24 protein-coding genes and 3 pseudogenes are annotated in these 19,493 nt (G+C 41.7%); all 27 read left to right on the top strand.

Annotation, left to right across the window (positions count from 1 at the left end):
* Positions 1–11 precede the first annotated feature (11 nt).
* Entirely contained in the window at positions 12–239 is a 228-nt protein-coding gene (locus K6V43_RS07645; protein ID WP_192369636.1) for a DUF7678 domain-containing protein, read from the top strand.
* An 89-nt stretch (positions 240–328) separates the two neighbouring features.
* The gene (locus tag K6V43_RS07640; RefSeq protein WP_014638129.1) at positions 329–511 is read left to right on the top strand and encodes a DUF6900 domain-containing protein; all 183 of its coding nucleotides are present in this window, start codon (positions 329–331) and stop codon (positions 509–511) included.
* A 47-nt stretch (positions 512–558) separates the two neighbouring features.
* The gene (gene metK / locus K6V43_RS07635; RefSeq protein WP_222382502.1) at positions 559–1,596 is read left to right on the top strand and encodes a methionine adenosyltransferase; all 1,038 of its coding nucleotides are present in this window, start codon (positions 559–561) and stop codon (positions 1,594–1,596) included.
* Between the two features lies 1 nt (position 1,597).
* Positions 1,598–1,963, top strand: coding sequence for an HNH endonuclease (locus K6V43_RS07630; protein ID WP_205025782.1), 366 nt, complete (start codon positions 1,598–1,600; stop codon positions 1,961–1,963).
* 298 nt (positions 1,964–2,261) lie between these two features.
* Positions 2,262–2,723, top strand: coding sequence for a hypothetical protein (locus K6V43_RS07625; RefSeq protein ID WP_024399321.1), 462 nt, complete (start codon positions 2,262–2,264; stop codon positions 2,721–2,723).
* Positions 2,695–3,573 (top strand): annotated as a pseudogene (locus K6V43_RS07620) (ParB N-terminal domain-containing protein); the annotation flags it as partial. The gene K6V43_RS07625 and the pseudogene K6V43_RS07620, both read left to right, overlap by 29 nt.
* A gap of 111 nt (positions 3,574–3,684) precedes the next feature.
* A pseudogene (locus tag K6V43_RS11655) lies at positions 3,685–4,398 on the top strand (hypothetical protein); the annotation flags it as partial.
* A gap of 27 nt (positions 4,399–4,425) precedes the next feature.
* A pseudogene (locus K6V43_RS07610) lies at positions 4,426–4,806 on the top strand (DNA-methyltransferase); the annotation flags it as partial.
* Entirely contained in the window at positions 4,803–6,062 is a 1,260-nt protein-coding gene (locus tag K6V43_RS07605) for a DNA cytosine methyltransferase (RefSeq protein WP_222382501.1), read from the top strand. The pseudogene K6V43_RS07610 and the gene K6V43_RS07605, both read left to right, overlap by 4 nt.
* Before the next feature lie 93 nt (positions 6,063–6,155).
* Positions 6,156–6,404: an Nmad4 family putative nucleotide modification protein gene (locus tag K6V43_RS07600; RefSeq protein WP_024399323.1), complete on the top strand. Its 249-nt coding sequence runs from the start codon at positions 6,156–6,158 to the stop codon at positions 6,402–6,404.
* 1 nt (position 6,405) lies between these two features.
* A complete protein-coding gene (locus tag K6V43_RS07595; RefSeq protein WP_024418902.1) occupies positions 6,406–6,618 on the top strand; it encodes a DUF4314 domain-containing protein in 213 nt (70 codons plus the stop codon).
* A gap of 283 nt (positions 6,619–6,901) precedes the next feature.
* Positions 6,902–7,375: a phage terminase small subunit P27 family gene (locus K6V43_RS07590; protein ID WP_003058374.1), complete on the top strand. Its 474-nt coding sequence runs from the start codon at positions 6,902–6,904 to the stop codon at positions 7,373–7,375.
* Positions 7,372–8,964, top strand: a complete 1,593-nt coding sequence (locus tag K6V43_RS07585) for a terminase large subunit (RefSeq protein ID WP_222382500.1) — start codon at positions 7,372–7,374, stop codon at positions 8,962–8,964. Before K6V43_RS07590 ends, K6V43_RS07585 begins: the two co-directional genes overlap by 4 nt.
* Before the next feature lie 59 nt (positions 8,965–9,023).
* On the top strand, positions 9,024–9,326 hold the full coding sequence (locus tag K6V43_RS07580) for a type II toxin-antitoxin system RelB/DinJ family antitoxin (protein WP_192369628.1): 303 nt from the start codon (positions 9,024–9,026) through the stop codon (positions 9,324–9,326).
* Positions 9,327–9,340: 14 nt separating this feature from the next.
* Entirely contained in the window at positions 9,341–9,664 is a 324-nt protein-coding gene (locus tag K6V43_RS07575; protein ID WP_337250535.1) for a type II toxin-antitoxin system RelE/ParE family toxin, read from the top strand.
* A gap of 136 nt (positions 9,665–9,800) precedes the next feature.
* Positions 9,801–10,145, top strand: coding sequence for a hypothetical protein (locus K6V43_RS07570; RefSeq protein ID WP_192369624.1), 345 nt, complete (start codon positions 9,801–9,803; stop codon positions 10,143–10,145).
* 57 nt (positions 10,146–10,202) lie between these two features.
* Positions 10,203–11,486, top strand: a complete 1,284-nt coding sequence (locus K6V43_RS07565; protein WP_222382499.1) for a phage portal protein — start codon at positions 10,203–10,205, stop codon at positions 11,484–11,486.
* Positions 11,479–12,174, top strand: a complete 696-nt coding sequence (locus K6V43_RS07560) for a head maturation protease, ClpP-related (protein ID WP_222382498.1) — start codon at positions 11,479–11,481, stop codon at positions 12,172–12,174. The genes K6V43_RS07565 and K6V43_RS07560 overlap by 8 nt, the downstream gene beginning before the upstream one ends.
* Positions 12,175–12,192: 18 nt before the next feature.
* A complete protein-coding gene (locus K6V43_RS07555; RefSeq protein ID WP_105243675.1) occupies positions 12,193–13,398 on the top strand; it encodes a phage major capsid protein in 1,206 nt (401 codons plus the stop codon).
* 2 nt (positions 13,399–13,400) lie between these two features.
* Complete coding sequence (locus K6V43_RS07550) at positions 13,401–13,658, top strand: head-tail connector protein (protein ID WP_222382506.1); 258 nt, start codon at positions 13,401–13,403, stop codon at positions 13,656–13,658.
* Positions 13,658–13,996 carry a head-tail adaptor protein gene (locus K6V43_RS07545; RefSeq protein ID WP_222382497.1) on the top strand — a complete coding sequence of 113 codons (339 nt, stop codon included), beginning with the start codon at positions 13,658–13,660 and terminating at the stop codon, positions 13,994–13,996. The genes K6V43_RS07550 and K6V43_RS07545 overlap by 1 nt, the downstream gene beginning before the upstream one ends.
* A complete protein-coding gene (locus K6V43_RS07540) occupies positions 13,989–14,357 on the top strand; it encodes an HK97 gp10 family phage protein (RefSeq protein WP_099776618.1) in 369 nt (122 codons plus the stop codon). Before K6V43_RS07545 ends, K6V43_RS07540 begins: the two co-directional genes overlap by 8 nt.
* Before the next feature lie 6 nt (positions 14,358–14,363).
* On the top strand, positions 14,364–14,690 hold the full coding sequence (locus K6V43_RS07535; RefSeq protein ID WP_222382496.1) for a hypothetical protein: 327 nt from the start codon (positions 14,364–14,366) through the stop codon (positions 14,688–14,690).
* A 1-nt stretch (position 14,691) separates the two neighbouring features.
* Positions 14,692–15,261 (top strand): major tail protein, encoded by a 570-nt coding sequence (locus K6V43_RS07530; RefSeq protein ID WP_205040901.1) that lies wholly within the window; start codon positions 14,692–14,694, stop codon positions 15,259–15,261.
* An 11-nt stretch (positions 15,262–15,272) separates the two neighbouring features.
* Entirely contained in the window at positions 15,273–15,692 is a 420-nt protein-coding gene (locus K6V43_RS07525; protein ID WP_099877356.1) for a hypothetical protein, read from the top strand.
* A 182-nt stretch (positions 15,693–15,874) separates the two neighbouring features.
* Entirely contained in the window at positions 15,875–18,733 is a 2,859-nt protein-coding gene (locus K6V43_RS07520) for a phage tail tape measure protein (protein WP_222382495.1), read from the top strand.
* Positions 18,730–19,452 (top strand): phage tail protein, encoded by a 723-nt coding sequence (locus tag K6V43_RS07515; protein WP_029180492.1) that lies wholly within the window; start codon positions 18,730–18,732, stop codon positions 19,450–19,452. The genes K6V43_RS07520 and K6V43_RS07515 overlap by 4 nt, the downstream gene beginning before the upstream one ends.
* Positions 19,453–19,493 lie beyond the last annotated feature (41 nt).

Here is a 19,493-nt window from a genome sequence, read left to right as displayed (position 1 = left end):
GGAGAATAACCATGTGGACTGACGGACGGATTGATTATCAAGGACAAAAAGTAGATTACATTGCTAAGGTTAGTCCCCAACCTTCAGAGGTTGGAATTGACCTTGGATGTATTTTCAAATTAGATATTGAAGTAGCTGAAGAAACTATCGCTTCTTACGACAGAGGATGGGATGTCTATCCTGAAACAGAAGAAGGTGAAGCCATTCTCGAGGCGGTTTTGATGGTTTTAACTGTTTAAAATATCTTCAAAAATAATGCAGAAAAGACTGGATATATCTCCTTTTTAGAGTTAATATGTACACAATAAAATAAGAGGAGAACAATACCATGACAAAACGCCAAGAAGAAAAACTCAATGCCCTTTTAACAGAGATTGCTAAGGAAGAACTACTAGTTGAGACCTTGGAAAAACGTTGGAGTGACAACCTCGATTTCTACGATGTTTCAGTTTGGGGAATCAAAAGAGCATTGGAGAGAGCCTACGAAGCAGGCCGACAATCAGTAAAATAAACCAAAGCCTAGCCTCATAAAGGTTGGGCTTTTTGCGTGGAGGAATTATGATTATTTCAAGTGAACAAGTGTCAGTTGGACACCCAGATAAAATCTGTGATCAGATTTCAGATGCCATTTTGACGGAGTGTCTCAAATATGACAAATCAAGTCGAGTGGCAGTAGAGACCTTAATCAAGGACAACCATGTTGTAGTAGCTGGTGAAATTTCTACCAAACATTTCTTTAATCTCGAGAACATTGTTCGACAGGTTGTCGAGCCACTAGGTTTGAAGAATGTTCGGGTAACTAACCTACTTGGACTCCAAAGTTCTGATATTTCCCAAGGTGTTGATATTGGCGGTGCTGGTGACCAGGGGATGATGTTCGGTTATGCGACAGATGAAACACCTGAGTACCTTCCACTGCCTTATGTTTTAGCCACTCGAGTCCTTGAGAAACTGATGTCACTTGGTCACCCCTTACTTGGAAAGGACGCTAAAGCACAGGTATCCTACGACTATGAGAAGAAACGGATTGACACCTTTTTAGTTTCCATCCAACATACCGAAACGGCTGACCTTGCCAAAGTAAAACGAATTGTGTCGGAAGCCATGATGGCAGTAGCACTTCGCTACCGTCAGAATCTAGATTTCAACGTTCTAGTCAATCCAACTGGACGTTTTGTTCTTGGTGGCTCATTTGCGGATGCAGGAGTTACTGGTAGAAAGATTGTGGCTGATACCTACGGTGGTTTCGCACATCATGGTGGAGGTGCTTTCTCTGGAAAAGACCCAAGCAAGGTTGACCGCTCCGCAGCATACATGGCACGAAAGATTGCCAAGGATATTGTTCGTGAAGGGTATGCGAAACGATGTGAAGTACAATTAGCCTACGCCATTGGAGTTGTAGAACCAGTGTCGGTGCATGTAGAAACCTTTGGAACCAGTCGCTACACCACACAACAAATGGAAGGAATGATTCGTGAACGGTATGATTTAACACCACGAGGTATCATTAAGGAACTTCATCTCTTGAATGTAGACTACACGAAAACATCTTGCTTCGGACATTTTACAAAAGCTTACCTTCCTTGGGAGAAGTAAAATGCCAGGAAGACCAAGTACACCTTGTAAACAAAATGGTTGTCCTAACCTAGTACCTTATGGTCACAGGTATTGTGCGAATCATAAAGCAAACCACCAATTGGATGCCAAGTCAACCAAGGCCAAAGGATACAATGCCCAGTGGAACAAAGCACGACTGCGTTACTTAAAAGTTCGTCCACTCTGTGTTGAATGCAAAGCCAAAGGTCGACTGACCAAGGCAACTGTTGTTGACCATATCACTCCCCACCGAGGTGACCAAGAACGCTTTTGGAATCAATCTAACTGGCAAGCACTTTGTAAGTCTTGTCATGATAGAAAGACCAAGACGACTGACCGATATGTGGAGTATACGTATCGATTTTAGTCTTGGAGTTTCGTTACAAAAGTATCTAATTTTTAACCCTATGGGGGAGGGGGGATGAAATCTCTAAACCCTTGGGAGACTAAGACCGACGCCCCCTCAAACGTGCAATTTCGCAAAATTCGCAAGTGGGTACATTTAAATCGCTCAATTATTACGTTTGTTCCCACCGTTATCACGTTTCTAATGTGGGGATGTAGCGTTCCCTAGTATGTCATTTTGGTAATAAAATAGTGAAAAAGGCTAGAAACAATGTAGAAAATAGTTGTTTTTAGTCCTTTTTTGCTGGAAAGGAAAACAAATGGACGAAAGTCAACGCAAACAAATCTGGAAAATGCGAGCAGAAGGTCTTGGCTATGGCTTAATCGGTAAGGCTACAGGACTATCTAGAGATTCTGTTAAAAAATACTGTAAACGAAATCCAGCATTGCTTGGTCATGGAGCGGCGACAAAGCAAATGGCAAAAGCCGACCAGATTGATGGACTCCGTTGCCCTCAGTGTTATCAAACACTTAAAATTCATAAAGTAGGAAGACCAAAGAAGTTCTGTTCGGATAAGTGTCGTAAGGTTTGGTGGACAACACATTCTGATGAACACGATAAATCAAAAACCGCATATGAAGATTTGACTTGCCAGCAATGTGGCAGGTCATTTTTATCTTATGCCAATCCAAATAGGAAATTTTGTAGCCATTCGTGTTACATTCAATCACGCTTTTATAAAGGAGAAACCAATGACAAGCCAACCAACAATGGAAATTAGAGAAATTCGATTGTCTGAATTACACCCAGCCTCCTACAATCCTCGAAAAAAACTTAAAAAGGGTGATAAGGAGTATGAAAAGATTAAGCAAAGTCTACTCAAGTTTGGCTACGTTGACCCCATCATCGTCAATAAAGACTTGACGGTAATTGGTGGCCATCAACGATTAACTGTATTGAAGGACTTAGACTATGAAACCGCCAAATGTGTCATTGTCGATTTATCTAAAGAAGATGAAAAGGCACTGAACATTGCCCTTAACAAAATCACCGGTCAATGGGACGACCAACTTTTGGCGGACTTGCTTTTGGATTTACAGGAATCGGATTTCAATCTCGACCTGACTGGTTTTGAACCACCAGAAATTGACGATATCCTGTCGAATGTTCATGATAAAGACCTATCAGATGATGACTTTGATGTTGAAGAGGAATTGAAGAAACCCACCTTTTCAAAACGAGGGGACATTTGGCAACTTGGTAAGCATCGAGTGATTTGTGGAGACTCTACGAAAGCTGAAACTTATGACCAACTTTTAGGTGATAAAAAGGCAAATTTGGTTGTGACAGACCCTCCCTATAATGTTGATGTAGAAGAAACAGCTGGAAAGATTCTCAATGACAATATGCCTGATAGTGACTTTTACCAGTTTCTTTTTGATATGTTCACTCAAGTAGAAAAACATATGGAGTCTGATGGTTCAATCTATGTATTCCATGCGGATACAGAAGGACTGAACTTCCGAAAGGCATTTAAAGAGGCGGGATTCTACCTCAGTGGGTGTTGCATTTGGAAGAAGAACTCCTTAGTTCTTGGACGTAGTCCCTATCAGTGGCAACATGAACCATGTCAGCCAGCAGGTACGATTGTTCAAACTATAAATGGTCCCGTTCCAATAGAAGACTTAAAGGATGGTGATAGGGTCATTAGTTACAATTCCTATTCAGGAACAATTCTGGGGATGCGTAATGGTGGCTATGAGATAAAAACAGCTTCTCGATATTATAATGGCACCTTATACGGTATAAAAATTGGAAATAAAATAACGTGGGCTACGGATAACCATCAGTTTTCGGTTCGTTTTAATGAATCAACAAAAAACAATTATTGTACCTATCTTATGCGTAAAGGAGACCGTTGGCGTGTAGGGATTACTGAACTCTATAACTCGAGGGGATTTGGTTTGAAAACGAGACTTCGTGGAGAGAAAGGTGAAGAGGCTTGGGTCATTGATGTATTTGATGATAAAGTAACAGCCCAGTGCCACGAACAGTTATTAGCCCTCAAGTACGGTATTCCTTATACTCATTGGGAAATGGATAGAGGACTTCCAAAGAAAGAAACTCAACGCACATCTCATCATGTCGATATGATTTATGATAACTTGGATAGCCAAATTCAATTAGATAATGCTAGACGTTTGCTTGTTGACTATGGTCGAAATATCAAATACCCACTCATTCACAAAGGAAATGGACATGAGGCATTTAGTAAACGAGTAACTGCTCGCATCAATGCTTGTAATCTGATCCCTCAAATTATGCAAGTTCCAATTCCAAAAACTTATGAAAAGGAAACGAGAGAAAATTTTTACTGGGGCGTAATTGATGAGGTTCTTACAAAAGGATTCAGTGGACCTGTTTATTCTCTTGCTGTTGAAAAATATGAACATTATATTGCAGATGGAATTGTTACTCATAACTGTCTTTATGGCTGGAAACAAAAGGGAAAACATCAATGGTTCAGTGACCGTAAACAAACAACCATTTGGGAATATGACCGTCCAAAATCTAGTAAAGACCACCCAACAATGAAACCAATTCCGCTCATGGCCTATCCTATTCAAAATTCATCCATGCGTGGGACAATTGTTCTTGATCCATTCCTTGGTTCTGGTTCGACCCTAATGGCCGCAGACCAAACTGGAAGGGTTTGTTACGGCATTGAGTTGGATGAGAAATTTGTGGATGTCATTGTCAAACGTTATATAGAGTCAACAGGAAACGACAACGTGACGGTATTGCGTGATGGACAGACTTTGACCTTTGATGAAGCCTATTCAATGATGGAGGAGACGGTATGAGCCTAACCTTTCTTGATTTCTTTGCAGGAGTGGGTGGTTTTCGTCGTGGTTTGGAATTAGCTGGTTTCAAATGTATCGGTTACTGTGAAAAGGATAAGTTTGCAAGAAAATCTTACGAAGCAATGTACGACACGAAAGGAGAATGGTTTCATGACGACATCACAAGCATTGACCCAACACAACTTCCAAAAGCAGATCTCTGGTGTGCGGGAAGCCCTTGTCAAAATGTGTCTATCGCAGGAAAGCGAGCAGGCCTATACGGTGAGCGAAGTGGACTCTTTTTTACATTTGTTGACATCATCCAAAGCCAAGAGGAAGAAGATAAACCCGAGTGGATACTCCTTGAAAATGTTAAGGGACTTTTATCAAGTGGCGGGGGACGAGATTATCTCGACTATCTCTCTAACTTGGATGAAGCAGGGTACGACCTCGAGTGGCAAGTGTTCAATTCAAAAGACTACGGAGTTCCCCAAAATCGAGAACGCATCTACACTATCGGACATCTTAGAAGTAGAGGTCGACGAAAAGTACTACCTATCAGCGGAGAAAGCGGTAGCCATCTTAAGCAACTTGTAGGTGGTATGCAAAGCTATCGTGTCTACGACCCTAGTGGAATTGCCACAACCCTTGTTGGTGCGGGTGGTGGACTGGGAGCTAAGACTGGTCTTTATTTGATTGACCAATCTTTGACAGAACCAAAGTTGACAGATGAGGCACGTTGTATCACTGCACGATATACTGCTGGAGCTACAAAGCGGACGGCTATGAATTCTGGAGTACTCGAAATTCAACCTATTCTGACACCCAATCGAATCAATAAGCGTCAAAATGGACGTAGGCTCAAGGAACAGGATGAGCCAATGTTCACATTGACCTCTCAAGACCGCCATGGCGTTCTTGAAGGTATCAAGGTCAGAAATGGTACAAAGCAAGGTTATCAAGTTGCTGAGGTAGGTGATTCAGTGGATTTATCTTATCCCAACTCTCCAACGAGACGAGCAAGAGTTGGGAAAGGAATCGCCCATAACCTATCCTGCGGTGGTCAAATGGGTGCTGTGGTTTGGAATGATCGAGTGGTGAAAATTAGACGTTTAACCCCTAGAGAATGTTTTCGACTACAAGGTTTTTCGGATGATTTATTCGAGAAAGCCCAAGCAGTAAACTCCGATGCCCAACTGTATAAACAAGCTGGAAATGGAGTGACGGTAACAGTTGTCTATGCTATTGGATGTGCCATTCTAGGAAGTGAAAAATAGTCGAAAATATCGTCAAAATAATCTATAAATGACTGGATATAAGTCTCCTTTAGAGTTAATATGTACACAAGAAAAGAAGAGGGGAACAAAACCATGACAACAACACTTGAAAAACTATATGAACTCTACCCAACAACCGCAAGCATCATTCCTTACAAGGAATGGGTTATCGTTGCATCCAAAGGAGACAAAGAAACAGTAGTTGAGATTTACGAAATCATTGATAGCCTTGAAGAATTTGAATTATTTGAATGCCGACTTAACCGAATATACAAGGAATCAATAATTGTTACGGATCTTGGTCACGCTGTCAAGTGGGCATTCGATATGTTTGGAGAATAACATGGACGCAAAAATTTTCAACAACCTAAAGACAATCTATCCGGTTGGTACAAAGGTTAGATTAGTAAAAATGGATGATCCATATCCAGTTCCTAAAGGAACACTTGGTACAGTTATTGGAGTGGATGACATTGGTTCACTCTTAGTTAAGTGGGAAAACGGCAGTTGTCTGAATGTTTTGTATGGAATAGATATCGTGGAAAAGGTAAAGTAAGATGTGGGAAATAATGACTCGAACGGTTGGTGATAGGCATTACGTTTGTGAGTTTCTCCGTGAAAGTACAACGGACCCAAGAAACATATACGGTGCTAGAAATCCAATACTGACTGACAAGCGAGATGGTAAATATATCTACTAATATAGATATGGATACAAAATAGATAACATGGACGATATTGACAGAACTGTCTGACAGGCTGTTCTTGATAACTTTAATGAACTTTAAGAAAGAACTCGAATCGAGTTCTTTTTTTCTTACTCTAAAGGAGGTGAGATTGTGGCAATCAGGGGGCGAAAACCAAAGCCTACGAATATGAAAATACTTGAGGGAAATCCTGGTAAGCGACCACTCCCTACGAATGAAGTCAAACCCAAACAAAAAGCCCCACGTTGCCCACAGTGGCTTGAAGATGATGCAAAAAAGGAGTGGAAACGGATGGGAAAAATTCTCGAACAGATGGGAATTTTAACCGAAATGGACATGACTGCATTTGCAGGATATTGTCAAGCCTACGCTCGCTGGAAAGAGGCAGAAGAGTTCCTTTCCAAGCATGGCTCCATTATCAAAACTCCGAATGGCTATCTCCAACAAGTTCCTCAAGTCTCTATCAGCCAGACTAACCTCAAAATCATGCTTAAATTCTGTGAACAATTTGGTTTGACACCTTCAGCACGAAACCGATTAGCAACGATGGATTCGGAAGTTGGTACTGGTGATGAAATGGAAGATCTGTTAGGAGGAATTTTATGAGTTATCATTATGAACCAAGTCCCTTCATGCTTCCAACCTCACACTACGATGAGGCAAAGGCTGACAGGGCAGTAACATTTATCAATAACCTCTCCCACACCAAAGGCAAGTGGGCAGGAAAGCGATTTGATTTGTTGCCGTGGCAGGAACAGATTGTCCGTGACCTATTTGGAATTGTCAAGGAAGATGGCAACCGTCAATTCCTGACAGCCTACATAGAAATTCCAAAGAAGAATGGCAAGTCAGAGCTAGCGGCAGCTATCGCTCTTTATCTACTATATGCGGATAATGAAGCCAGTGCAGAAGTTTATGGTGCGGCTTGTGACCGAAACCAAGCGTCAATCGTGTTTGATGTAGCCAAGCAAATGGTGCAGATGAGTCGCCCTTTGGAAAAGCGTTCAAAGATAATGGGAGCAACCAAGCGTATTGTAAATTATTCTAACGCTGGTTTTTACCAAGTTCTTTCTGCAGAGACTGGGACAAAACATGGACTAAACGTATCTGGCTTGGTCTTTGATGAAATCCACGCCCAACCTAATCGTCATTTGTATGATGTATTGACCAAGGGGTCAGGAGACGCAAGGGAACAACCCCTCTTTTTTATTATCACAACAGCTGGAACGGATAGAAACTCTATCTGTTATGAATTACATACCAAAGCATTGGATATTCTGAATGGTAGAAAGAAGGACACTTCATTCTATCCAGTGGTTTATGGTTTATCTGATGAAGATGATTGGAATGATGAAGCTAACTGGCTCAAAGCCAACCCTTCATTAGGGCATACTATTGGGATTGACCGAGTTCGAGAAGCCTACCAACAGGCACTAGACAATCCTGCAGAAGAGAATGTATTTAAGCAGCTCCGTCTAAATATGTGGACAAGCTCAAGTGTTGCTTGGATTCCAGAACATGTTTATGCGAAGGGAAATGATCCCATCCAATATGAAAGTCTCAAGGGTCGTAGCTGTTATGCAGGTTTAGATCTTTCTAGTACGTCAGATATAACAGCTTTTGTCTTGGTGTTCCCTCCTAGATTTGAAGAGGAAAACTATATCGTTCTACCTTTCTTCTGGCTACCTGAGGATACATTGGAGCTTAGATGTCGACGTGACCATGTTCTATATGATGTTTGGGAGCGTCAGGGTTACATCAAAACTACAGAAGGTAATGTCGTTCATTATGGTTTTATCGAAAAATTTATTGAAGACTTATCGGAAATCTATCATATCAAGGAGATAGCCTATGACCGTTGGAATGCGACACAGATGGTTCAGAATCTAGAAGGAATGGGCTTGACCATGGTGCCTTTCGGTCAGGGATACAAGGATATGAGTCCACCATCAAAGGAACTCTATAAACTTATGATGGAAGGCAAGATTCAACATGGTGGGCATCCAGTTCTGAAATGGATGGGACAAAACGTAGTCATGAGACAAGACCCTGCTGGCAATATTAAGCCTGATAAGGAAAAGTCAGTCGAGAAGATTGACGGTATTGTTGCACTCATTATGGGGCTGGACCGTTGTATTCGTCACCAAACCGAAGAAGGAAGTGTTTATGATGAACGTGGTATATTGAGTTTTTAGTTGACAAAATAAAGCAAAATACGTTACAATTGCAGTACAAAATTCAAAGGAGAAGTAGTATGGGAAAAACAGCCACTTTAAATGTACGTGTTGATTCGGATGATAAATTAAATGCAGAAAGTGTCTTGAAAGAGCTTGGAATGCCTATGTCTACATTGATTACCCTACTATTAAAGCAGGTTTCTATGACACGAAGCATTCCGTTTGATATTGCCTTACCACAAGCACCTTCTTCTGTGGATGTCTCATCTCTGTCTGCTGGTGAATTGAAAGACATGTTGGTGCAGAGCTATCACGCAGCGGATCAGGAAGAAACGATTTTGGTGGAAGATTTTTTCAAAGATTTTAAAGGGGTAAATTAATGAGAGAATATCCTGTGAGATTGACAAAACAAGCCAGTGAAGATTTAACTGCCATTTATCGCTTTATTGCGATAGAGTTACAATCTCCCTTAACAGCAGATAAAAATCTCCATCTTTTTGAAAAATCCATCAAATCCTTATCGACATTTCCAGAACGTTGTCCTATTCTTGAAGGGTTTGAGAGTGAGGGTATTGTAATTCGAAAACTTATTGTTAAAAACTATGTTGTATTTTATCGTTTTGTTGGAGAGGTTGTAACTGTACTTCGAGTATTACATGGCACTTCTAACATTGATGCGTTATTGAGAGATATCGCAGAAGATAATGATGTGAACTAATATTGGCATCTCCAAGCGGAGGTGCTTTTTCTATTCAAAGTGTTCAAAGAATAGTTGATAATATCGCCAAAATGACTTGATAAGTCCTTGCTTCTACGGTAATATGTGACTACAAAAAGAAGAGGAGAACAAGACGATGGCAACAAAAGCACGGATTGGATTATTGACGAAAAACCATACAGCACAAACAATCGAGGTAGCGTATGAAGGATATCCAGAATACACTGGGGAACTTCTAAAGAAAAACTTTAAATCAAGCAAAGAAATTCGTGCATTACTTCAGAAAGGTGATATCATTCAGCTTGAAGATAGTCTTGACAAAATTGAACACGATGACTTACAGGGGAATGCCCAGCAACATCGTTTCATCGGTGACATCAGTCAATTGGCAGAGGATACCCTGGCAGATTACATTTATCTTTTTCAAGAAAGTGATAGAACATGGTATCTTCTTGAAGAAGGAGAGATGAAAAACATCTAGGAACAAACGATAAGCACTTCAATTGAGGTGCTTTTTTCGTACTCAAAAGGAGGAACTATGGGACTACTAGATTTACTGGGACGTAAGCGAGCTAGGGATAAACCACGAAATAGTTATGAAGGTCAGGACTTTTCATATCTGTTTGGACGAACGACCAGTGGGGAGAATGTGGATGAGTTTAAGGCTATGCAGACGACTGCTGTTTATGCTTGTGTCCGCATCTTGGCTGAAGCAGTAGCTTCACTACCCATTCATGTTTATGAGAGAACGGCAACTGGAAAGGAGAAAAAGGTGGAACATCCCCTTTATTTTCTCTTGCATGATGAACCTAACCCTGAGATGTCATCCTTTGTTTTTAGAGAAACCTTGATGACCCATCTACTGATATGGGGCAATGCCTATGTCCAGATTATCCGAGATAGGAGTGGACAGGTTATAAGTCTTTACCCACTTTTACCAGATAAGATGTCAGTTCATCGAGATGAGAGTGGTAGGCTCTATTACAAATACAAGCGTCAGTCAGAGGAAAATCCAAACTTTAGGGAAAAAGGAGATGCTATATTGAAAGCAGATGATGTTCTCCATGTTCCTGGTTTGGGTTTTGATGGCTTGATAGGTTATTCTCCAATAGCTCTTGCTAAAAATGCTATCGGTATGACATTGGCTACAGAAAACTATGGGGCATCATTCTTTAAAAATGGTGCAAATCCAGGTGGCGTTTTGGAACACCCAGGTATTCTCAAAGATCCCAAACGAGTGAGAGATTCATGGAATGCAGTCTATAATGGGGTAACCAATGCCCATAAAGTAGCAGTTCTTGAGGAAGGGATGAAATACACTCAAGTAGGTATCCCACCTGAAGAAGCCCAGTTTCTTCAGACAAGAAAATTCCAAATCAATGAAATTGCAAGGCTCTACCGCATTCCACCTCATATGGTTGGCGATTTGGAGAAATCCTCATTTTCAAACATTGAGCAACAGTCTTTAGAATTTGTTAAATATACCTTAGACCCTTGGGTGGTTCGTCTCGAACAAGCTTTCAAGAGGTCTCTTTTTTTACCTGAAGAAAAGAAAACCCACTTTGTGAAGTTTAATGTGGATGGTCTTCTTCGTGGTGATTATCAGAGTCGAATGAATGGGTATGCGATTGGGAGACAAAATGGCTGGCTATCGACAAATGATATTCGTGAACTTGAGGACTTGAACCTCCTTTCAGATGAGGAAGGTGGCAATCTCTATTTGATAAATGGGAACATGACGAAACTGAAGGATGCGGGTAGCTTTATGAAACAAGCACCGCCAGAACAAGAAACTCAATCTGAGGAGGATATGGATGCATAAGTTTTGGAATTTTACAGACGATGATAGTGGTCGAACACTTCGTATAGAAGGACAGATTGCTGATGAGACGTGGTTTGGCGATGAAGTCACGCCACAGGTATTTAAAAATGATTTACATGCAGGAAACGGAAATATCACCCTTTGGATTAATAGTCCAGGGGGTGATGTTTTTGCGGCTGCTCAAATCTATAACATGTTAATGGATTACAAAGGTGATGTCCATGTAGTGATTGATGGCTTAGCCGCAAGTGCTGCGAGTGTCATTGCCATGGCAGGTACAACGGTTTCTATGAGTCCAGTTGCCATGATGATGATTCACAACCCTTGGACTGTGGCACAAGGTGAAGCCAAGGACATGCAGAAGGTCATTGAAATGTTGGGAGAGATTAAGGAATCCATCATCAATGCCTACGAACTAAGAACAGGACTTTCAAGAACCAAACTCTCGCACCTCATGGACTCAGAGTCTTGGTTCAATGCCAAAAAGGCTGTTGAACTAGGCTTTGCGGACAAGATTCTCTTTGACAAACAAGAGGATCAAGGACAGGAGACTAAGAGCTATTCCTTCAGTCGAACCGCCGCCCAACAAGATTTACTTGTAAAAATGCAGGCGAAACTTGAAGTCCAACAACCAAAGAAAACAATCCCTATCAATCAGTTGGAAAAACGATTGAATTTGCTCAAATAACGAAAGGAATATGAACTGATGTCTAAATTACTTGAATTGAAAGAAAAACGTAACCAAGCTTGGCAACAAGCAAAAACCTTCCTTGATTCTGTTCGCTCAGAAGATGGACTGGTATCAGAGGAGGATTCTAAACGCTATGATGACATGGAAGCAAAAATCAACCTCTACAATCAAGAGATTGCCCGGTTGGAGCGACAAGAAAAGATTGACCTTGAACTTTCTCAACCAGCCTCACAGGCTCTAATTGGGCAGCCCACTACAGTTCTGAATGACAAGACTACTGAAGAGGAAAAGAAGGGTGTGGCTTCAGATAGCTATGCCAAGACATTTTGGACAAGTGTCCGTAAGCGTCACTTCTTTGATGTTAAAGACGTCCTTCGAGTTGGGGAAGATACCGAAGGTGGTCATCTGGTTCCTGATGAGTATGAGAAGAAACTAGTTCAAGGATTACAAGAAGAGAATTTCTTCCGTAGCCTTGCGACTGTTATCAAAACATCTAGTGGTGAGCGAAAGATTCCTGTTGTGACTGGACATGGATCAGCCTCATGGATGGATGAAAATGGTTTATATCCAGAAACAGAAGAAACCTTTGGTCAGGTGACACTCGACTCTCATAAGATTGGGACTGCCATTCGTATTTCAGAAGAGTTGCTTAACGATTCAGTCTTTGACCTTGAGTCCTATATGACAGCTGAATTTGCTCGTCGTATTGGAACGGAAGAAGAAAAGGCATTCTTGATTGGTGATGGTTCTAAGAAACCAACTGGAATCTTTACTCAGGCAGAAGTTACAGGTCCAACGACTGCTACAAAGGATATTACCTTTGACGACATGATTGAATTGTATCATTCTCTACCAGCACCCTATCGTAAGAACGCAGTTTGGATTTTACATGATACGACTGTCAAAGCTATCCGTAAACTCAAGGACAACAACGGTAATTACATTTGGCAGCCATCCACACAAGCTGGACAACCAGATTTGATTTTAAATCGTCCATACTACACATCAACCTTTGCTCCACTACCTGAAGCAGGAAATAAAGCCATTGCATTTGGTGATTTCTCTTATTATTGGATTGCGGATCGTCAGGGACGTACCTTCAAACGTCTGAATGAACTCTATGCCAATAATGGACAGATTGGATTTCTTGCTTCACAACGTGTGGATGGTAAGTTAGTCCTACCTGAAGCCGTTAAGACTTTAACTGTGAAGGCTAAGTAATGATGGTCAGTTTAGCAGAAGCAAAACAGTATCTCAAAGTGGAACATGATGTTGAGGATGGATTGATTGAGCAATTGCTTGAAACCAGTCAACGACTCTGTGAAGATATTTTACGTCAATCAATTTATTCAGAAGTTCTAAAGACGGCAATCCTATACGGGGTTGCCTATCTTTATGAACATAGAGAAGATGCAAATCATAGAGAGTTGAAGGAGACGCTTTATCACTTATTGTTGGCTGAACGAAAGGATGTGTTCTGATGAAGATTGCACCTTTGAGGGAACGCTTGTCGTTTCATGTTCGACAGATTGTTCAAGATGAGATTGGCAATGAAAGTTCGACATGGATACCTTTATTAGAACGGTGGTGCTCTTGCCGTCCTCTCACCTTGACCGAAAGGGATGGGAGGGTGACGAAACTGGAACAAGAGAAAGTCCAGTTCACCCTCAGGTATGAAAAAGCAATTCTTGGACTTCATTCCTTAACGACACGCATTCAATTTCGTGGTCAAACCTATGAGATTGAGTCGATTGATGGAGATACAGTGCCAAGGCAACTGATTTACATCGTCGCCATTAAGGAGGAGATTTATGACTAGAATTGAATTGGGTGCACTAGAATCTGCCATCGCAAATGAGCTAGCTGAGTATGTGCAGGATACAACAGAGGTGATGCGTGAAGTTGTAGAGGAAGTCACTGAGGAATCAATCGAAACCTTGAAAGCAACGTCACCTAGAAAGAGTGGATCTTATGCCAAAGGGTGGAAGAGTAAAGCAACGATTGATACCAGTACAGGTTTAACCAAAACCATTCATAATCGAACACCAGGCTTGACGCATCTATTAGAAAATGGTCATGCCAAAAGCTCTGGTGGGCGAGTTGAGGGAATCAAGCATATCGCACCTGTTGAGAAACAAGCGATACAATCCTTAGAAGAAAAGCTGAGAAAGCGAGTGTGATAAGACATGTTACTAAGTGAAATGTACTCCATTCTCAAAGAATTACAGCTCCCAGTCGCCTACCATCATTTTGAAGAAGGGAGTCGTCCAAGACCACCGTATCTGGTTTATTTGGTAACTGATTCAGAAAATCATGGTGCAGACAATTGGACCTATCATAAGCAGAATAACCTGCAAGTGGAACTCTATACTACTAAGAAAGATTTAGCAACTGAACAAAAGGTGGAGTCATTATTTGACAGCCACCTTATTTATTTTGAAAAAGTAGAAACCTATATCTCATCTGAGAAACTCTACCAAATAACCTATTACATCACATTACATGGAGGATAATATGGCTGAAAAGAATAAGGTTACCTTTGGACTACAAGATGTCCATTGGGCAGAAGTTACAAGCGAAGGTTCTGATGGTACGTTGACATACGGCAATGTGGAACGCCTTCGTGGTGCTGCGGAATTAACCCTTGAACCAACAGGTGACAAGGGTTCTTATAAGGCAGACAATATCAATTTTTATACAACGGAGTCAAACGATGGTTATGAAGGAACACTAAAAGTTGCTCTTCTAACGCAGGAATTTTTGACTCGAGTCCTCGGAGAGCAGTTGGATGCGACGACAAATACCATTTCAGAAATCGCAAATAGCGAAAAGAAAAATTTTGCGTTGATGTTCCGTTTTGAAGGGGATAAAAAAGAAACATTACACGTTTTGTATTATTGTTACGCATCTCGTCCGGCTGTTGGTTCAAAAACCAAGTCAGGTTCGGATATCAATGAGGTAGAGTTGACCTTTACTGCTAGTCCTCGCCCACTCGATAAGGTTGTACGTCGACGAACAACAGAGGAAACGAGTGATGAGATTCGTCAAAATTGGTTCAAGGCAGTTTTTGAACCTCGTAAGTAAGGGAGAAGGCAATGAGAGAAAGTATTACCATAGCAGGCACGACCTACGAGTTAGCAACCAATGCCTACACACCAATTGCTTATAAAGAGCAGTTTGGTAAGGACTATTTCCAAGATCTCTTTTCTATGGTCAATAGTCAAGCTATCTTGGATAAGCTAGACCAGTTGGAAGAAGGAGAAGATTTACAGGCACATCATATTGATGTTTCTATTCTGTCTGATTTCGATATGACATTTTTCCATCGGATTTTTTGGGTCTTTGCCAAATCTGCCAATCCTCGTGTGAAACCTTTTGTGGATTTCTTCATGGAATTGGAGGAATTTCCAGTGCAGGATATTGCCCCTGTTTTGATGAATATGTTGAACCAAGGGATGTCAACCAGAAAAAAGCAGATGAAACAGAAACAGCGAGTGAAGAAATCTTCACAGTAGAGAGTTATTTCTCCTGTTGTAAGGAGACTGGTCTGACCATTGACGATTTAAAACATATCTCTATTGGGATGGCACTTGACTACCAAACAGACTATGTGGAGATGCGTACACGGGAAACTTCTCAAACACGCCCAGCAACTCAAGCTGATTTTGATAATTTCTGATGGTAGAAAGGAGGGACTATGGCTGGAAACATAAAGGGAATTACGATTGAAATTGGTGGCGATACCCAACCCTTACAAGATGCACTTAAGGGTGTAAACAAACAAGCCTCTGAAGCTACCAAAGAACTAAGACAGATTGATAAGGCTCTCAAGTTTGATACAGGCAATGTCACCCTCCTTACTCAAAAGCAGGAAGTCTTGGCAAAACAAGTCGAGACAACCAAAGAAAAATTGGCAACGCTCCGTCAAGCCCAATCACAGGTGGAAGCTCAATTTAAGGCAGGTACCATTGGAGCAGACCAGTACAGAGCCTTTCAACGGGAGGTGGAAACTACTCAAAGGCTGCTAACGTCCTATGAAACTAAGTTAGCTGATGTGTCATCAACACTTGAGAATCACGGTCGAGCCAGTAGTTCAGCGGCTCAACAATTAGATAAACTCCAAGTGGAGCAGGGGCAATTAGCAAGTGAGATGAACAAGGTCACGTCGCAATTTGAGTTACAAGAAAGTGCTTTGTCATCCAATAGTTCCGAAGCAGAACGCAATGCCATAGCCCAACAAAAGATTGGAGCACAGTCAGAAATTGTTTCTAAACAAATTTCCAATCTCGAAAAGCAACTAGCCTTGACAAAGAGGGAATATGGTGAGAATTCCATTGAAGCCAATAAGATGGAAGCTGAGTTGAATCAAGCAAAGACCGCTCTCAATAACCTGAACAACGAGATGGATCAGACCAAATCCTCTGCCGATGGTGCTCAAGATGGCATGAAAGCCATGTCTGACACCATTCGGGCTGAGGCACTTCAAGCGACCAGTGAGAAGCTAGCAGACATCTCTCAGAAAATCTTCGAAGTCGGAACAGAGTCCATGTCTGCGGCAGCTCAACTTCAAGCCAGCAATGCCCAATTCTCTACCGTCTTTGGGGATATGGAGAATGCTGCTAAGGATGCACTCAATAGGATTGGGGAAGAGATGGACATTGTTCCAGAGCGTCTTCAAGGCTCCTTCACTCAGATGGCTTCCTTTGCCAAAACCTCTGGGATGGATACGGCTCAGGCTTTGGATCTGACCACTCGTGCCACCAGAGCAGCGGCTGATGGGGCAGCATTTTACGACAAATCCATCGAAGAAGTCACCGAAAACCTGCAGTCCTTCCTCAAAGGAAACTATGAAAATGACGCAGCTCTAGGTATTTCTGCGACAGAAACCACTCGTAATGCAGCGGCGAACAAGCTCTATGGAAAGTCCTTCAATGAACTATCAGAAGCTCAGAAGCAGTTAACCCTCCTTCAAATGGTAGAGGACGGCAATGAACTCTCTGGAGCCTTGGGACAAGCTGCAAGGGAATCAGATGGACTGGAAAACGTTCTGGGTAACTTAAGACAGTCTGGAACTAATGCTCTAGCAGCAATCGGTCAACCGATTCTGGAGATCCTTATTCCAGTCTTCCAAAGTTTGGCAGACATTATTAGTCAACTAGCGACTTGGTTTACCAACTTATCCAGTCCCATCAAGGAAGTCGTCATTATCTTCACAGGTATTTTAGCCGTGGTAGGTATGTTACTTCCTATTTTCTTGGGCTTACAGGTTGCGGCAGCCGCTATGGGGACAACCGTTGTTGGAATGATAACGGCATTTTTGCCGATTGTGGGGATTATTGTTGGTATTGTAGCTGCCATTACCTTACTGATTGTTGGGTTAAAAGAACTCTGGACGAATCACGAAGGCTTTCGAACGGCTGTGACGGAAATCTGGAATAGTATCTATGCCTTTCTGTCCATGATCATCCAGCAGATTTCTAGTTTTGTTATGTCCATCTGGGGAACGCTAACCACATGGTGGACTGAAAACCAGCAATTGATTCTAAATGCTGCAACCACGGTATGGAATGCCATCAATACGGTTATTCAAACGGTGATGACTATTCTTGGACCGCTCATCCAAGCAAGTTGGGAGAATATCAAACTCATCATCACAGCCGCTTGGGAGATGATAAAGATTGTGGTCGAGACTGCTATCAATGTGGTACTTGGTATCATCAAGGCAGTCATGCAGGTTATCACTGGTGATTGGACTGGCGCTTGGGAAACCATCAAACAGGTCTTGTCGATAGCATGGGAGGGCATCAAGTCCCTTATTTCCTTAGCCCTCAATTTCATCGCCCAGTACATCTCAACTGCTTGGACAGGTATCAAGCATACCATCTCAAATGTACTATCTGCCATTAGTTCTGTCATTTCATCTATCTGGTCAGCTATTCAGTCGACAATTTCCAGTGTTATGTCTGCGATTGGTTCAACAGTATCAACCATATGGAATGGTATCAGTAGTACCGTATCCAATATTCTGAATGGGATATCCAATACAGTTTCATCTGTTTGGAACGGTGTGAAAAATACCATTTCAAGTGCTATCAATGGTGCAAGAGATGCCGTGAGTAATGCCATCAATGCCATTAAAAATCTTTTTAACTTCCAAATCAGATGGCCACATATTCCCCTTCCTCATTTTCGAGTATCAGGTTCTGCCAATCCACTCGATTGGTTGAAGGGCGGTATTCCGAGAATCTCCATTGATTGGTATGCCAAAGGTGGAATTTTAACCAAGCCCACTGCATTTGGAATGAATGGCAATAGCCTAATGGTTGGAGGTGAGGCTGGAAAAGAAGCAGTCTTGCCCTTGAATGAACAAACATTGGGTGCAATTGGTCGAGGAATCGCAAAGACCATGACAAGCAATTTACCAACCATTCACATCACCATTACTGGAAATACGATAAGAGAAGAAACTGACCTTCACCGACTAGCGGAGATGGTTGGAGAAAAACTAGTGTATGAATTAGAACGTCAACAAGGATTGAGAGGAGTGAAACCATGATTAAACATAATGCATTAACCATTGGTGGAGTGTCCACGAGTTCTTTTCCTTTTAAGGTAATCGTGGAAGATAGTCCTTCAATCACAGTAAGTGAAAGTAAGACGCAATTGATAGAACACCAAGGCCTGTCAGGAGCGGTTCTTCAAACCAATCCTCGCAGAAGTGTCATGGAACTGAGCTACACCCTCTATCTTGTAAAACCTAGTGAAGAACAGTTATTATCCTTTTTGAAGCTATTTTTGAAAGAAGGATTTTGGCTTGAGAACGCTAGTTTCAAGACCATACGCTTTTGGTGTTACAAGGTACACCATACTCCAGTTCAAAAGGATAAGCTGGGGGTGTATGAGTTTAAGGTTACATTTTCTTGTCACCCAACCAAGTGGTTCAAAACGACGACCTCGCAGGTGTTTAGGACTAGTGGTACTTTTAGAAGTCAAGGTTCAGCCATTGCTTTTCCAAAGATTACCATAAGTGGCAACTCGACTAGTGAAACTAGCTTTACGATTGGGGATGATGTCATCCGCTTGGAGCGATTACAAGAAACACTCATTATGGATAATAATCCTAGTCAGCCAAGTTTTAAGACACAAAGAGGTCAGCCTGTAAAATGGTCTGGCGATTTTATTTCCATTGATGCGGCCAGAAATGACTCGGTTGGAGTTGTCTTAGGTGCGGGCATCACATCATTAACAATAGAAATGAATTGGGGGTGGGCATAGAGTGCTATCATTATTAGACAAAACGGTTCGAACGGCAAAAT

The sequence above is a fragment of the Streptococcus suis genome (assembly GCF_019794615.1).
GTDB classification, from domain to species: domain Bacteria; phylum Bacillota; class Bacilli; order Lactobacillales; family Streptococcaceae; genus Streptococcus; species Streptococcus suis_AI.
This window is presented reverse-complemented; position numbering and strand designations above follow the sequence as displayed.